The following is a 15,490-nucleotide window of genomic DNA, read 5'->3' as shown; positions in this document are numbered from 1 at the left end:
TTTCTGTTGTAAAAAAAATAATTTGGCGAAAAGTGTAACATTTTTGAGTTAGCGGTCAGCAGAGAAGTTACCAGTCGCCAGTGACCAGTAATCAGTAAAAGAGACGTTCTTGTAAGGATAATCTCTTAACTGAAAACTGGTCACTGATAATAGCAGTTCATAAGAAACTTGTGTAGTCCGCTGAAAATGTTTGTGTCGGTTTTTGCGCCAGCCTTTTGTTGTTTGATACAATATTAACCTCTTTGAAAAGTCTTATGATATATTATACTCTATTTGCTAACGGATGTCAAGTTAAAATGTCTTATAGATTAGGGATGTTTAGTTTTAAGAGTTAAGTTTTCCTATGTGAAGCATTCCCGTTTCCGGAAGCCCGAATTTATTCGGGATAGCACACTTTTCCCGAACAAGAATGTAATACAAGGAATGGATTTAGTCTATTCCCAGACTAAATCCGGGCTTCCGGACGTAAATTATTGGAAAACTGAATGACCCTGGGTTATAGATTCATAGATAGGCGTTGGTAATCAGTCGGAGAGTTTTGTGCGTATCACGTTAAAATTAGTTCCTTTGGGCATAATAAACAGACACTTCCCACCACTCCGCTGCTCCCACAATTCCCCGATTTCGCGCTTTTCTTTCGCATCGTCAGCACTCCAAAGATGCTCACCTTTAGACTCGACAACGAGATAACGTCCATCAATTAGTAGGCATACAAAATCAGGATAAAACTTATCTGTTGAAGTCTGCAGCCAGAAAGAAAACATCGGTTGGCGTTCAAGATTCCGCACCCAGAATTTAACTCCGGGCAAGGTGTCAATGAACTGCGCGCATCGAAATTCTTCACCATCCGACTTCAGATCACCAACATACTGATAGTAGTGTTTCTGGAATTGATAGGCACCCGTATAACGCTTATTATAAGGGTAACGGCGTGGGTCAAATGAAAAACAGTGGTCCGGCGAGACAACAACGGGTGTTTCGCATTCGGGTAAAAGAAGATTTTGATATGCCCCGCGGTGTGCGTTTTGACGGTGGCTATCAATTTTCGCTGCAGCGGCATCTTTGAGGGCATACTTGTTACGGATGAGAACCTCTATTGGAATATCACGTGCCTCAATAAGGTGCTCGACTAACCGCTGCAGAAAAGGAAGCGATTCGCTACGTAAGATGTCCCAATGTTTAATGCTCCTATCAAGCCAGTCAGCAAGTCGTTTCGCATCCCAACCCTTATCGGGTGCAAGTAGCGTCATCTGTTGATGGAGTGTTCCTAAGAATTCCGTCACGACTCGCCCTTCACGCGAAAGCCCGATTTCGCCACGTGCCCCGGTTTCAAACGTTGAAGGAAATTCTTCTTCAGAAAGTTCGGCACTACATTCGGATAATTGCCACGGAGTTTCTGAAAATCGGGATGCCTCAAAATCAAGATGCCTTTGCGTACCTTGGACCATCAACTTTGGCACGTTAAAAACCTCACCACACTGGGCAGGAGCAGGTTCGGTACTTGATGGAGTTTGATTTCCAAAAAGCGGTAGGTCCCGTTGATCCTCATCTGTAGGGCGGATGAGCGCAGCGGCATCCTGCTTCTCAAATCCATTCTGAATGAGCCCATCGGCTAACGCCGATGCAGTATCATGGAAATTCTGAGAGGCAACGAAAGCGTAAGCACTATTTAACGACTCCTGTTTCTTGCGCTTTGCTTTTGGGAGACGCATCACCCTACCCAATATTTGCTCAACCGCAGTAGAAGATCTCATCTCAGCGACAGAGCAGAGAACGTAAGCAAACGGACAGTCCCACCCTTCCCGCAACGCCTGCACGGTAATCACATAGCGAATTTGACATTCCGGATCGTTGAGGTCAACATTATCAAGCCCTCTATCCTCGCCTGTGGCACGTGCGATCTGGTCTTCAGGGGTGTTGTGTTCCTCAAGTAGGCACTGCTCAACAACTTCGACAGTCAGCGTTTCTTGATTTCTACGTCTTGGCTGCGCCTGAATGAGCATAATAGGACGGATGTATTCGCCTGTTTCTTGCTGCTCTTTCTTTCCCTCGATTTCAAGGGCATTGCGCTGTGCCATAGCAGAGGAAAGCAGGCGTTTCCAATCCGGTTCAACTTCCAATTGAATCGGCATTTTAATCATATCTTCGGCTTGGAGTTCAGCAGCGGAAACGGTATAGAGAACGTTGGAAGGATTATTGGTGGTATCTGGCGTAGCGGTGAATTCAATGATTGCGGATGGGTTGAAACGGGCAAGCGTTTCAAAAGAGAGCTCGGTTCGGGCATTATGCGCCTCATCAACGATAACAAGCGGACGCTTAACGCATAAAAGGTTTGCAAGCGAATAGACAGGTTTGCCGCTTTCGTCACGTTCAACCTCGGCGAGGATCTCCTCTGAGAGGTGTGTGAAATGTCCCATCAGCGCGCCTGAAGGTTCATAAACCTTGCGACCATCGGTATCTTCAACGCGGAACGCTTGCATCGTAGAAACGATAATTGTAGTTTTTGTGTTGAGAATATGCGGAGACAGATAGAGTGCCTCGTTAATGGTGAGAATTTCAACGTTGCGTCTTGCGGACTCAAGCGCGTCTCTATACGGATGCGATCGATTTTTAAGGGCGTTGAGCGTCTGATCGCGAATGGCATTTGAAGGGACAAGCCAGAGGACAATTGGACTCTCGGTTTTCAAAAGTTCAGATGCTGTGATACTCACAGCATGGCACGCCACAAAGGTTTTACCGCCCCCTGTAGGGAGTCTGAGGCAGACATAGGGCATACCGGGTAAGCCTTCAACGGAAGCGTACGGTCGTTGGGTTAAATCGTAGAATGCGGTGTTGGCGTTTTGTAGACGCAAACAATTTTGGTAGTATTCTGTTAATGTTTCGAGGGTGCGTTCTTGGTATTCTTTGAGGGGTAGGTGCATTTTTCTTTTTGGTGTTAGAGTATATTGGATTTATTCACAAACAGATGAACGATTCAGTAAGATTCCTAACCTCGCGGCAACTTCATCAAGTGTATACATTTTACCACCAGACCGGATATACTCCTCTTCATGTTTAAGTGATTCAATGAATTCTGGACGTAGTTCCAATCCTTCATCTGGATCGTAATCGTAATTCTCAAGAAACAGTTCCAATTCCAAGTAACAAACGAAAAATTCGTAGAATTCAGCACGCAGACGATCCGATACCTCAATACGGTTATCCGTTTCCATTAACTTAACAAGACGTTCCCGCGATACAAAAAGTCGCCAATTTGCAAGCGTATGAACGAACTCCCGGAATCCATCAGGAGACAAGGCAGCAACCTTTATCTGTGGTACAGGATCAGTATCTAAGGATAACCCCAGTCGCCGCGCTTCACGCCCCAAAGGTGAACTTTTCCGCTGTGCCTCAACCGCTTCGACTCGATGATGCAGGTGTGCAAATGCATCGTTCTGCCTTATAACTCTAAGTATAACTTCTTCGTACTCCTCCAAATCCAAGGCAAGCACGTAATAACCGTTGAAGAATTCACGGAACTCTTCTTCAAGCTCCTCGTGTGGACTATCCCCTGCCAGAAGCGCGATCAACTGTTCACGTGATCGGAATATCTCTACGTCGACAATAGGCAAAAGCCAGTCAAGCAACTGTTGAGAGGTCATATCTGTAATATTGGATGTCATTGCATTTTGCCTCTATTTAAACTTCAATGTTAATCCGCTTTCGGTAAATCACGACATTCTCTCAAATGAGAACTCTCCGCCATATTTAGCGTAAAGAAATTCCTCCGAAACTCATTGTTTTGATCAAAGAGATCAAAGCCACGATCAATTCGGATAATAGCGTGCTGCGTTTCCAAATATCTCGCGTGGAAAATGCCGTTGGTATCCTCCTTCACAGACAACTTTACCTGCCACCAAGAGGGGAACCGTTCCCTTAATTGCCCCATGAGCTCCCGATTAATTTTTCGATTCACATCATCAATATCATCATCTGGAATATGTTCATCTCTACAAGTAAATATTTCCACATTCCCCCCAATTCCCTGCTGAGATGCAAAAAAACCGTGTTCCTTCCAGAGAGACAGAATATAGGCAATACCCCTCCGGAAATTGCTTGTATTGTTTCCAGTCCCAATCTGTTTGTCATAAAACCGCAACCATTTGGTAAAACGGATTGAACGGATAACAATCTCATCGACTTCCGATCTGGGGAGCATATCTATTGGTCCGAATCCGTCGCAATACCGCTGCCGCTCTCTCTCAAAATCGCTATCTCGGTATTCAGATAAAGGAACAACGCCATGCCTATGTTCTGGGTCAAATCTTAGTTTTTCAAAGTTTTCGCTTCCTACAATCAAGCCATCGGTTCCGGTCTCTGTTTTTAGATCAGACGCTATCTCTAAAAGACTGTCCGATGATGTAGAATTTGGAGCAGCAGCGCACTCAACAATCCGCCTTTTCCTATTCTTCAGCAGCTCTTCGACTAAACTTTGTAACCGTTTCCGATACGCTATCGGGAGTGCTGGAGACTTAACCTGGTCCCGAAGAGCATTTTGCAGTCTTCTTCCGGAATCAACGGAATCAACAATCAGGAGTCCATTTTTTTGGATACCCTTTAACAAATCTTCCGTATGAATTGCATAAAGATCGTCGAAACAATCCGCCTCAAACGCAGAAGGGTCAAGCACTGCACTGACTAACACTTAGGCAACTCCCGTCTGTTATCAAAGTTCGCGAAGTCGCTCTGAGAAAAACCCGTTGGGCCAATCATCAATAAAATCCCCATCTTCATCAAGATGCAAACGTTCTGCCTTTGCCCCTTCAGGTCTACGACTGACATAGATAACCGAGACATCCTCTGGCTCAAGGAGCTTGTTACGGATCAAGCGTTGCAGACGTAAGATCAAATGCTCACTATGGGTCTCAACGATGAATTGGTTCGGGTGATCTTTTTTAATCGATGCAGCTAAGAGCTCCCCGAGATCCGCTTGCAATTTTGGATGTACGTGAACTTCGGGTTGTTCAATAGAAATAATCCATCCTTCTGAAACAAGACTTTGAACAATGAAAGGGAGGAGTTGGCTAATACCGAAACCGACATCTGGCAGTGCTACACTTACGCGGTCATTTCGACGTGTATCTATCAGTCTTACTTCAAAAAGATCACCTGAATTGCCCCCCACTGGTTTCACTTCTAACTCATAACCCATGTCAAGTCGTTTGAGCCATCCATTTGCTTCCTCAACCAATTCGGGTCGACGGAGAAGTAAATCTGGGAGCAGATCCCCCTGGTATCCGACATCCTGAGGAGTCGTACCTGTAAAGATATACCATCTCTCCGGTGGTATCCGAGAAGGTCCCATTGGGAAAAGATAATCCAAAGTTTGTTCCAATGCCCCACCTGCTGCTATTGCCAACCCAGCAACATCAAATACTGTATTATCAGATCTCCTATGTGATAAAGAGCGGGATACTGTTACGCGAGTATCCCCTAGAATTCGCGCTGGAAAGAAACCATACGCCCCTATAACTTGGTTCATTTTTTCCCGGCGCATCTTGGAAATGTAGGTTTTCAGATCAAAATCTGATGAGAAAAATTCAATGTAGTCATTTAAGAACTCTCGATCTTCTCGAAGCTTTTTACCACTTTCCTTATGCTCGTCTGTAGCATGTTGTATATCAGCCAATCTTTCCTTGAGCCTGCCATATATTTCTTCCCTATTGTCTTTGTCCCACTCAAACTCCGGTTTCCAGTACTCTGGTTCTGCTGTTAACCAAACGCACTTCATCGCGGTTAATTTTGAAGGTAGAGGACCAAGTGGATCACGGAAAAAGCGCATGCCCATTGAAAATTTTTCAGGACTTTCGATCATATTCAACGGCTGAAACTTAGCGATGCACTTAGCGGATTTCCCGTCGTAAATGCCGATTTGATCTAAGAGGACTTCTTCCTCAAGGGACGGTCTCCTGAAACGAAGTTCAATAGATATTGTGTTTCCTCCATATGATGATAGTAAAGATAAATCAGTTTCAAACATTGTACTTTCAACACGAATTGAGAGCGTCCGTTTCAGGTCGTGGTCAAATAGCATTTCCTGAAAACTGCCGAGATCAACAATCCCATTCTCATCTCGAGGAAGCAGCAAAGCCCCCGTCTCTCTGCTTTCCAGCGTTTGTTTGAGCAGATTGAGTGCCTGCAAGATCGTGCTCTTTCCAGCACTATTTTCACCGAAAATGAGTGTTATCGGGGCAAAGGGGATGCGCGCACGTTTCCCGAATGCTTTGAAATTTTCTAATTCTATTGCGTGAAGCATCAGAATTCTCCTAATCGGAAACCTTTGTGTAGATGCACAAACTAAAAGTTTATGCTACAAGGAAACTGCCGCCGTAATCGGAGGAACAGGTTATAGAATAGTATACGATGTCTAAATGAATTTGTCAAAAGGAGTTACATTTGGATACGTGACGGCACACGGAGTGTGCCTACTACTATAAGCCTCTACACAAGATTGTAAGGCATTTGGCGGAAGGTGATACCCAGCTGCTTCAAAGTGGCTTCGGTGAGTTGGGTTTTACCACAATGGATAATCTTACTGCCATCATGTCGCGGTAAGCGGTTTATGAGTTCCTCGGTAAGAACATCGTCGATGTTGAGCAGATAAACACCAACCCCGTCCGCACTGCCCAAAAAGGAGCGTTTGTATCTTTCAGTAGCATTACAAGTACCATACGAAGGTCTATCCCCTTCCACAAGGGACAACACAGTGTCTACTGCCATCGGGGTGCCTGTTTCCTTGAAAAAGAGTAGCTGTGCCATCTCACTAAAGGCAATTTCCTGTTGCTCCGAAAAGGTTTCGCCGACGTGGTAATAGGAAAAAGTTCCACCGGTGCCAAATACATGCTGGAGTTTGCCTTTTTGTTCATAGGTATAACCTTCACTGACGCGCTCAAGACGAACAGATGTAATTTTACGGGCTATCTTGGGTTCCACTTCAACCAAAATGAACTGTCGATTACCGCCATCCTCACGGTTTTGTTCCAGAACCGCATGAGCCGTTGTCCCACTGCCAGCGAAGGAGTCAAGGATAATGGCATCTTTACTGCGTAACAATTCCAGCAAAAACTTAATAAATTTTACCGGCTTGGGTTGGGGAAAAACACCCCCTTTACCAAATATATCACGAAGTTCACTTGTTCCTTCTTTATTGAACCCTACGATTTCTGGTGAGAGGAATACGTCTGGTGGTTGTCCTTCTTGTACCTCAGAGAGATAGCGTTTTGCCCGCGGTTCGTTCCCAGAAAAATCAATGCGACCTTCGCGTTCCATGCTACGTAGTGTATCTTGTGAATAGCGCGGATAACTTCCTGAAGGAGGTGACCATTCAACGCCATTTTCAAAAGTGAATGTGTACGGCTCGTAATAGTTTCGCGCACTGAGTGGGTCAAGTTTATACTTACCTTTACCATCATTGTCGTCATGAGGATATTTCGTTGATTTATCAGTAATGTAACGAATATACCGACTTTTGTCTTCACCAAACCAAGATTTCTCTTTGGCATAAACCAAGGTGTAGTCAGCATTGTGATTAAAATCTTTACTGGAGTTACGCACGGTGTGCATTGCTCTTCTTGTGAGAATTGCCAAAAAGTTATTTTCTCCGAAAATCTCATCCATTAGCATTCGTAAATGATGCACTTCATTATCATCAATTGAGATAAAGATCACACCGTCCTCTCGAAGGAGTTGATGAAGGAGGCAGAGGCGGGGGTACATCATACAGAGCCATTTATCATGTCGAGAGAGATCTTCAGAGAGTTTGCCAACAGTTTTTCCGAGCCATTTCCGGATGGTTGGGTTGTTGACATTATCGTTGTAAATCCAATTTTCGTTACCTGTATTATAAGGCGGGTCAATGTAAATGCATTTGACTTTACCAGCATAATAAGGTAGGAGTGCTTTGAGGGCGAGGAGGTTATCGCCTTCTATGAGGAGATTTCCTGTGCCGAGGGGTTCATTTTCCGTTCCAAAGGATCGGTCGCGGTCGTGTGTCAGGGTGTGTATTGGCACTTCGTCGTGGTGATTGATGACGGCTTCTTTTCCGATCCAGTTGAGTGTTGGCATATATGCGGTTTCCTGGTTATCTGTTAGGACGGACGCAGAGATTCGCTAAAACAGTTGAAGAGTTCGTCGCCTTCTTCAGGAGAAATATCCGCGGGTTCTTCGTTTCTTGAAAAAACAGATTCAAAATCTTCTTCCGCTAACAAATTGTCGATCGTTTGACAGATAGTCTTTTCAGTAAGTTTGTCAACGATCATCATGTCAGATGTCCAAAAGTACATCCCGGCAGCGCATTTACCCGTTTTTTTGTACTGCTTCATCAAAGCCTCTATGTTTTGAAGGGTAAAAAAGACTGCAGAGAAACTCTCTCCATTAGGAAAGGTAACGTAAACATCAACATTATCATTGTCTGGATTAAGCGGGACGATTCCATTATAAATCGTCAATTTATAGTTTTTGCGCTGAACAACTATATAAGGCTTGTCCATTACCAGAGATTCCTAAAATTTCAATTCGCTCCTGTGATGGGGCTGTCCTCAAAGTCGCAGAACAGACTTACAATTCACGCGGATTGAGAGGACAGCCAGACGCTTTAAGCAGCAGGCACCTCAAGCGCAGCATCCAGCTGATCCATAACTTTGTGGAACGCTTCAACGTAATAGGACATCAACTCGAAATCGTTGGGTGGATTAACATCGAAGATATAGCAGTGGGAGTCGATGAACGCAACGGCTCGGGGATAGTCCTCAGTCTTATATTCAACCGTCGAGTTATTGCACCGCCACGGACATCCTGTGCCGTAGCCGATTTGGTTCTGGAAAATCTCCTGAGATGGCACGGGAAGTCGTTGCCACTGTCCCGTTGGGACTCCCTCGGCGCGTAGTGCTGCTTGCACCTTCTCACGCATCGTGCGAGCGGAGATGTCCAATCCCAACGCTGTCGGATCAAAACCGATGACGTAGTTGTAATACACAGGCTCACACCCCTCTGGGGTAATAGGGGTTTCGATACCGTCAATTCCGCTTAGATGCATTGTGAGATACTCACAATTTTCGACGCGCAGCGCGTTATTGGCATCCAATCGTTTCAGTTGGCTACGGATGAATGCCTGGCTGAACATATCCCCACGATACATCCACCCAAGTCCGTAGGCATTGTATTCCTGCTCTTCCCTTTCCCTCCCCGGTACGACGATTTCTCCGAAATACTGTAACAACGCTGCACGTTCGTGAATTTGTCCATCATTCGTTGTAAACAGACCGCCTTGGCATCCGCTGCTCAACGTCTTTGAGGCTTGTGTGCTATAACCCGCGGCATCGCCAAACGCACCACACAGTTTGCCTTTATAGCGCGCACCATGCGCCTGTGCAACGTCTTCAATGACTTTCAGGTTGTGCTTTTTGGCAATCTCCAGAATCGGGTCCATATCCGCGGGCATACCGTGAATATGAACCGGCACAATCGCACGGGTTCTTTCGGTAATTTTCGCTTCAATCGCGTTGGGGTCAATACAATAGGTTATTGGGTCAATATCAACAAAGACGGGGATAGCATTGTGATGCAGGACGGCTGCCGCGGTTGCCCAGAAAGTGAAGGCGGGAATGATAACCTCGTCACCCGGCTCAATGCCGACACCTGCGACACAGAGATGTAACGCAGCCGTGCCGCTGTTGACGGGGATGCAATACTCGACCCCCATGTATTCCGCCCACTCTTTTGTGAGCCCTTCGGATTGAACGCGTTGCTGGTCGGTAATCTTTTCAGAGGCGATCACCTCGGCAATCGCGTCTTTGTCGGATTGGGTAACTTGTGGCCACGGTTGAATTAATCCATCGGGGACAGTTCTTTTGCCACCAGATATAGCGAGTTTTGCTGCCATGATTGACCCCCTTATAGAGGCTTATCTACGTTGTAGTGCTATAGATGCGCTATTGCCTTTGGGATCCGCTTTAAAACTTCGTCTTTACCCAACAAGACAACAATATCAAAGAGACTTGGTCCGAACGATGTTCCTGTTAGTGCGATTCGCAGTGCTTGCATCGCTGCGACGCGTTTGATGTCGTGCTCATCCGTGTATTTCCAAATCGCCGCTTCAACTGTTTCTATGTCAAAAGTAGACGTTTCTTCCAAAATTTGTGAGATACTGGTGAGTATCTGGCGCGTTTTCTCTTTCTTCTCGACGGAACCACCCCACCACTTCTTGACGGCTTTCGGGTCGTATTCAAATTCGTCATTAAAGAAATAACGGGTCTGTGGAAGGATGTCCTGTAGGGTTGTGAGGCGTTCACCCACCGCTTCCACAATACTTTCCAGCCAGCTGCGATCTTCTGTCGAATTGAGCAATCCGTCTTTCTGCCAAAACGGGATCACGGCGTCCGTCCGCGCTGCGACATCAAGTTGATTAATATAATGGGAATTGAGCCATTCCAGTTTCTTAATATCAAAGACACTGCCACTTTTTCCAATCCGCGCAAGGTCGAATTTCTCTATGAGTTCTTGAACCGAGAAAATCTCCTGTTTGTCGTCATAAGACCAACCGAGTCGGACGACGAAATTCAGCATCGCTTCAGGGAGGTACCCCTGTTCACGGTAACGGTTAACAGCCACCAGATCGCCGTGATGCCGTTTACTCATCTTCCTGCCACCACTATCCAACACGAGCGGAATATGTGCAAACTGGGGCACCTTTAAACCGAGTGCATTCGCAATCGCAATCTGCTTCGGGGTGTTGTTGAGATGCTCCGTCCCCCGAATGACATGGGTTATCCGCATCTCGGCATCGTCAATAATTGAGGTGAGATTGTAGTTCGGCATCCCGTTTGAACGGACAATCACCTCATCTTCTAAGGTAGCGGGATCGATATTCCGTGAACCGAGAACGATGTCGTCAACACGAATAGGTCTATCAGGCATCTTTATACGTACGGTCGGTTTCCTGCCTTCGGCGACAAAACGTTGGACGGCTTCCGATGTCAGATGTTGGCATCTGCCGTCGTAGGAACGCGCTTGCTTATCGGCACGCGCCTGTGTACGGATCGCCTCCAGTTCTTCAGGTGTGCAGTAACAATGGTATGCATTGCCGCTCTCAAGTAGACGTTGGACATAACCGTCATAGACACTTCTCCGCTCTGATTGGACATAGTGCTCGTCCCAACCGATACCCAACCACTTTAACGCCTCGTAAATCTCGTGCATAGATTCATCAGTGGAACGCGCTGCGTCTGTATCGTCAATACGGAGGATAAACGTGCCGTTGTGATGTTTAGCAAACAACCAATTGAATAGAGCCGTTCGTGCCCCGCCGATGTGTAAGTAGCCGGTGGGTGACGGCGCCATCCGAACCCGGATCTGATCATTTACAGCGGAAACCGTTGTCCCGCTTGGTGTGTCGTTCATTTCTGTCCCCTTTGAATTTTCGCCCAGCTATCCCTTAGCGGTACCGTGCGATTGAATACCAATTTCTCTGACGTTGTATCTGGATCCACGCAAAAATAACCCATTCGTAGAAACTGATACCGGCTTTCCGGTGACGCATCAACGAGACTCGGTTCAACTTTGCAGTTGTGCAAAACCTCCAAAGAATTCGGATTCAGGAATTGTATCCAGTCAGCATCTCCTGCTGCACTTTCGGGTTCACGCTCCGTAAAGAGTGAATCGTAGAGACGCACCTCCGCATCCACAGCATGTTCAGCAGAAACCCAATGCAATGTCCCTCGGACTCGGCGTCCATCCTCGGACCAGCCACCACGTGTTTCTGGATCATAAGTACAGTGAATTTCAACGATTTCACCCGTGTTTTCATCTTTGACGACCCGTTCACACTGGATATAATAAGCGTGTTTAAGCCGGACTTCCCGTCCCGGTGCTAACCTGAAGAATTTTCGAGGCGGATCCTCCATAAAATCTTCCCGTTCAATGTAAATCTCCCGTGAGAAGGGAATTTCCCGTGTCCCAGCACTCTCATCTTCGGGGTTATTCTCAGCGTCAAGCATTTCGACCTGCCCCTCTGGGTAGTTATCAATAATCACCTTAACCGGATTGAGAACAGCCATGACGCGTGGGGCGCGCTGATTCAGGTCGTTCCGAATGGAATACTCAAGCTGCGATATCTCAATGAGATTATCGGCTTTTGAAACACCGATGCGACTACAAAAATCTCGGATAGATTCAGGCGTATACCCACGACGGCGCATCCCAGAGAGTGTAGGCAATCTCGGATCGTCCCACCCACTGACGTGTTCCTCTTCAACGAGAACTCTGAGTTTCCGCTTGCCTAACACGGTATACGTCAGGTTTAGCCGTGCAAACTCAATCTGTCGAGGCTGATAAATCTCCAAGGATTCCAAAAACCAGTCGTAGAGCGGACGATGGTCCTCAAACTGGACGTCACACAACGAATGCGTTATACCTTCAATCGAATCAGACTGCCCATGCGTGAAATCGTAGGTCGGATAGATACACCACTTGTTACCACGTCGATGGTGATGCGCCCGAAGGATACGATACATCACAGGATCACGCATATTCAGGTTAGGACTCGTCATATCAATCTTTGCCCGAAGTGTGCAGAAACCATCAGGGAACTCTCCGTCCTGCATCTTACGGAACAAGTCTAAATTTTCCGCAACCGATCGGTTGCGGTAGGGACTATCTTTGCCGGGTTTGACTAAGGTACCACGATAGGCGCGCGTCTCGTCTGGTGTCAAATCGCAGACGTAAGCCTTTCCTTTTTCTATGAGTTTGACGGCATACTCATAGAGCGTTTCAAAATAGTCTGAAGCGTGATACTCTCGGTCTTTCCAATCAAATCCGAGCCAGTGTACATCCCGTTTAATCGCGTCTACGTATTCGCTCTCTTCAGTGATTGGATTGCTGTCATCAAACCGCAAATTGTAAAGTCCGTCGTAATCTTCGGCAATACCAAAACTGATACAGATAGCCTTGGCGTGTCCGATATGAAGGTAGCCGCTCGGTTCTGGCGGGAATCGGGTATGGACCCGACCGTCATATCTGTTTGTTTTGAGGTCCTTGTCAACCTCTTGACGAATAAAGTCGGACGGTCTGTTAGGGTCTTCTTTTAAATCCGCATCTGAATGTTTCATATCTCAATATGTCCTGTGTTGGGTGTATTACAGAGACCGCCGCTCCGATGAAGCGGTAGTCTATAGAGGGTGGAACATCTTTCTAAATAATTATACCCTCAAAATACGATAAAGTCAAGATTTTCAGTTCCCGTAGGAGGCAACTCTGATTCCCAACTCTTGCTGACCACTGACTGCTATAATCCTACAAATCCTTGAATCCTATAAATCCTGATTCAGACAATTTTCCGTCCTACCGACTGCTGATTGCCAACCACCAACTATCATTTAAAAAATTATGCAACCTTTTTGCCTTCTAATTGTATCTAATAGGCAGAAAGCATTTTCTTTTTCTGCCAAAGTTACGTTTTCCATATAGCCCAACAAAGGCGCGGTTTCTATCTGGAACTACCGAACACAAGAAAACATCTGGGGAACAATGTCGTAAAAACAGACCGCGATCGCGTAAAAAATAGGCAGATATGTCTGCTATTTAATGTTTCGCCGTCTGCAGCACCTATTGTGGCACTATTGTGAATATGGCACGATTTTTGCGTTAGAAAATAAAAAAGAACCTTATGATAAGGTTCCGAAAGAGGCACTGCCCACGTGATTACGAAATTAAAATTGCCTTGTTTTAAAAAAATGTAACCTTTCCGACGACTCTTCGTTTAAACGTTACGTTCGTTGGAATTTATATCTATTTTTAGATAATTTACCATTCTTTAGAAAGGGATAAAGCTATGAAATCCACTGATGCTCGTAAGAAAAATCATCTATCTTTATACGAAACGGCACTATGTCTGGCAATAGCAAAAGCACGCCAAGATGAATTACGCTGGGAACTTTTCATTGACAATTTATCCCAGATTTGTGATACATTCGCCTTACAGATTGCTGCCGAAGACCCTACCGTTTCTAAGCGTCAACAACGCTAAATTGAAGGTTACGAATTTTCTCAGACCGCCTCTTGGAGTTTTGGGTGACTCCTAAAGATCTTAACAAGTGAGCGGACCAATTTTTCGGGATCGTGACGGATAACGTTCATCTGAACACCACCGAGCCATGTCCCAAACTCAGTAACAACCATGTCCCGAATGAGGTCCGCTTCAATCACACTGATTCCTTCCTCTTCAAGACTCTCCTGCTCACGATTATAAGAAACCTGTACTTTTGAAGCGTCGGCGAGCTGTATCGTTTCCACGGATAACGACGAGATATCCTTCGCTAAGTTTAGGACCTCCATAAGATGTTGGGCATCTTCATAGAGCATCGAAAGCCCTTCCTCAGCAATCGATCGAATTCGCGTCAACTGCGACACCAATTCTTTGCGGACATACTCTTGCATGATCTCCGTTGGTGCTGGTTGATTGTTAACCACAACATAGTTTATCGGAATTTTTGCGTGGTCCCAAATAGCATTAACATGATCCGTAACGGCGTAGCCGTCGGTTTCGCCGGGCTGCGTCATGACGTTACAAACGTAGATTTTAATAGCGTCTGAGCGTTGAATCGTTTCAACGACTCCTTTAATAACCAGATTTGGCATAATGCTGGTGTAAAGGCTACCGGGCCCGATGAGAATCACGTCAGCGTTAATCAGTGCCTCTATAGCACCTTCATGCGCCTGACACTCATAGATTTCATCCGGGGCATGATGTATCTTTCCATTCTCGCGCGGTTCAAAAAAAACGCGTTTGATCGGTTCACGATTTTCTCTGATAGGTATCGTGGATTCACCACGGACAACCTCTCCATCCGCAAGTTCAGCGCACAAAACCGTATAATCCAATGTAACAGGGATAATCTGTCCACGAACGGCGAGGAGCCTTGATGCCGCTTGAATCGCCTTCGGAAAATTACCCTCAAATTTCTCTGTTAACGCCGTTAGCAAGAGATTTCCGACGGTATGTCCACCGAGTTCGCCATTGCTCGAAAAGCGATATTCAAAAAGTCCTGCGAGTTCATCGGCATCGGATAAGGTAAAGAGAAGCCTACGAATATCGCCCGGGGGTAGCATGTCAAACTCTTCAACGAGTCGCCCTGAGCTCCCACCATCATCAGAGACGGTAACGATTGCCGCTAAACTATCCAAATCAATAATACTATCTTTACCTTTCTCAAGATCGGCATAGTGTTTAATGCCACTCAGCAAGGCGGATAAACCGCTGCCCCCCCCGATGCAGGCAAGTTTCAAAGCCATAATTTCTCCAAAATTTTTAAACTATTAAACCCAACCATTTCTATAGACATATCACCCCGAATCAACGCTGAATGCGCGTGTGGCATTCAACGGGGGTGAAGAAACGTGCTGAAACAGGTTTTTCAAAAGCGTAGAATCCGTTAGTAGCAAGTTAGGTTAAATAACG

11 protein-coding genes are annotated in these 15,490 nt (G+C 45.9%); 1 reads left to right on the top strand and 10 read right to left on the bottom strand.

Annotation, left to right across the window (positions count from 1 at the left end):
• Positions 1 to 524: 524 nt before the first annotated feature.
• From OXN25_24435 to OXN25_24395, 9 genes are all read right to left on the bottom strand, one after another.
• Positions 525 to 2,921, bottom strand: coding sequence for a DEAD/DEAH box helicase family protein (locus OXN25_24435; GenBank protein MDE0428017.1), 2,397 nt, complete (start codon positions 2,919 to 2,921; stop codon positions 525 to 527).
• 30 nt (positions 2,922 to 2,951) lie between these two features.
• Positions 2,952 to 3,662: a hypothetical protein gene (locus tag OXN25_24430; protein MDE0428016.1), complete on the bottom strand. Its 711-nt coding sequence runs from the start codon at positions 3,660 to 3,662 to the stop codon at positions 2,952 to 2,954.
• Between the two features lie 29 nt (positions 3,663 to 3,691).
• Complete coding sequence (locus OXN25_24425; protein ID MDE0428015.1) at positions 3,692 to 4,684, bottom strand: hypothetical protein; 993 nt, start codon at positions 4,682 to 4,684, stop codon at positions 3,692 to 3,694.
• Between the two features lie 21 nt (positions 4,685 to 4,705).
• Positions 4,706 to 6,295 (bottom strand): DUF3696 domain-containing protein, encoded by a 1,590-nt coding sequence (locus tag OXN25_24420; protein MDE0428014.1) that lies wholly within the window; start codon positions 6,293 to 6,295, stop codon positions 4,706 to 4,708.
• Positions 6,296 to 6,480: 185 nt separating this feature from the next.
• On the bottom strand, positions 6,481 to 8,103 hold the full coding sequence (locus OXN25_24415) for a site-specific DNA-methyltransferase (protein ID MDE0428013.1): 1,623 nt from the start codon (positions 8,101 to 8,103) through the stop codon (positions 6,481 to 6,483).
• 23 nt (positions 8,104 to 8,126) lie between these two features.
• Positions 8,127 to 8,528 (bottom strand): hypothetical protein, encoded by a 402-nt coding sequence (locus tag OXN25_24410; protein ID MDE0428012.1) that lies wholly within the window; start codon positions 8,526 to 8,528, stop codon positions 8,127 to 8,129.
• A gap of 104 nt (positions 8,529 to 8,632) precedes the next feature.
• Positions 8,633 to 9,919: a DegT/DnrJ/EryC1/StrS family aminotransferase gene (locus OXN25_24405; GenBank protein MDE0428011.1), complete on the bottom strand. Its 1,287-nt coding sequence runs from the start codon at positions 9,917 to 9,919 to the stop codon at positions 8,633 to 8,635.
• A 38-nt stretch (positions 9,920 to 9,957) separates the two neighbouring features.
• A complete protein-coding gene (gene gltX / locus OXN25_24400) occupies positions 9,958 to 11,436 on the bottom strand; it encodes a glutamate--tRNA ligase (GenBank protein ID MDE0428010.1) in 1,479 nt (492 codons plus the stop codon).
• Positions 11,433 to 13,142, bottom strand: coding sequence for a glutamine--tRNA ligase/YqeY domain fusion protein (locus OXN25_24395; protein ID MDE0428009.1), 1,710 nt, complete (start codon positions 13,140 to 13,142; stop codon positions 11,433 to 11,435). The genes gltX and OXN25_24395 overlap by 4 nt, the downstream gene beginning before the upstream one ends.
• Positions 13,143 to 13,864: 722 nt before the next feature.
• Here OXN25_24395 and OXN25_24390 point away from each other — a divergent pair.
• Positions 13,865 to 14,059, top strand: a complete 195-nt coding sequence (locus OXN25_24390) for a hypothetical protein (GenBank protein MDE0428008.1) — start codon at positions 13,865 to 13,867, stop codon at positions 14,057 to 14,059.
• A 20-nt stretch (positions 14,060 to 14,079) separates the two neighbouring features.
• On the opposite strand, the gene OXN25_24385 is transcribed toward OXN25_24390, so the two are convergent.
• Positions 14,080 to 15,324, bottom strand: a complete 1,245-nt coding sequence (locus OXN25_24385; GenBank protein MDE0428007.1) for a YvcK family protein — start codon at positions 15,322 to 15,324, stop codon at positions 14,080 to 14,082.
• Between the last annotated feature and the right edge of the window lie 166 nt (positions 15,325 to 15,490).

The organism is Candidatus Poribacteria bacterium (genome assembly GCA_028820845.1).
Taxonomy (GTDB): Bacteria; Poribacteria; WGA-4E; order WGA-4E; family WGA-3G; genus WGA-3G.
Note: the sequence above shows the minus strand (reverse complement) of the source record. Positions and strands in the feature narration are given on the sequence as shown.

What these genes read in the sequence shown, in the direction of transcription:
- OXN25_24435 (MDE0428017.1), bottom strand. Translation starts at nt 2,921, where the DNA reads ATGCACCTACCCCTCAAAGAATACCAAGAACGCACCCTCGAAACATTA.
- OXN25_24430 (MDE0428016.1), bottom strand. Translation starts at nt 3,662, where the DNA reads ATGACATCCAATATTACAGATATGACCTCTCAACAGTTGCTTGACTGG.
- OXN25_24420 (MDE0428014.1), bottom strand. Translation starts at nt 6,295, where the DNA reads ATGCTTCACGCAATAGAATTAGAAAATTTCAAAGCATTCGGGAAACGT.
- OXN25_24415 (MDE0428013.1), bottom strand. Translation starts at nt 8,103, where the DNA reads ATGCCAACACTCAACTGGATCGGAAAAGAAGCCGTCATCAATCACCAC.
- OXN25_24410 (MDE0428012.1), bottom strand. Translation starts at nt 8,528, where the DNA reads ATGGACAAGCCTTATATAGTTGTTCAGCGCAAAAACTATAAATTGACG.
- OXN25_24405 (MDE0428011.1), bottom strand. Translation starts at nt 9,919, where the DNA reads ATGGCAGCAAAACTCGCTATATCTGGTGGCAAAAGAACTGTCCCCGAT.
- gltX (MDE0428010.1), bottom strand. Translation starts at nt 11,436, where the DNA reads ATGAACGACACACCAAGCGGGACAACGGTTTCCGCTGTAAATGATCAG.
- OXN25_24395 (MDE0428009.1), bottom strand. Translation starts at nt 13,142, where the DNA reads ATGAAACATTCAGATGCGGATTTAAAAGAAGACCCTAACAGACCGTCC.
- OXN25_24390 (MDE0428008.1), top strand. Translation starts at nt 13,865, where the DNA reads ATGAAATCCACTGATGCTCGTAAGAAAAATCATCTATCTTTATACGAA.
- OXN25_24385 (MDE0428007.1), bottom strand. Translation starts at nt 15,324, where the DNA reads ATGGCTTTGAAACTTGCCTGCATCGGGGGGGGCAGCGGTTTATCCGCC.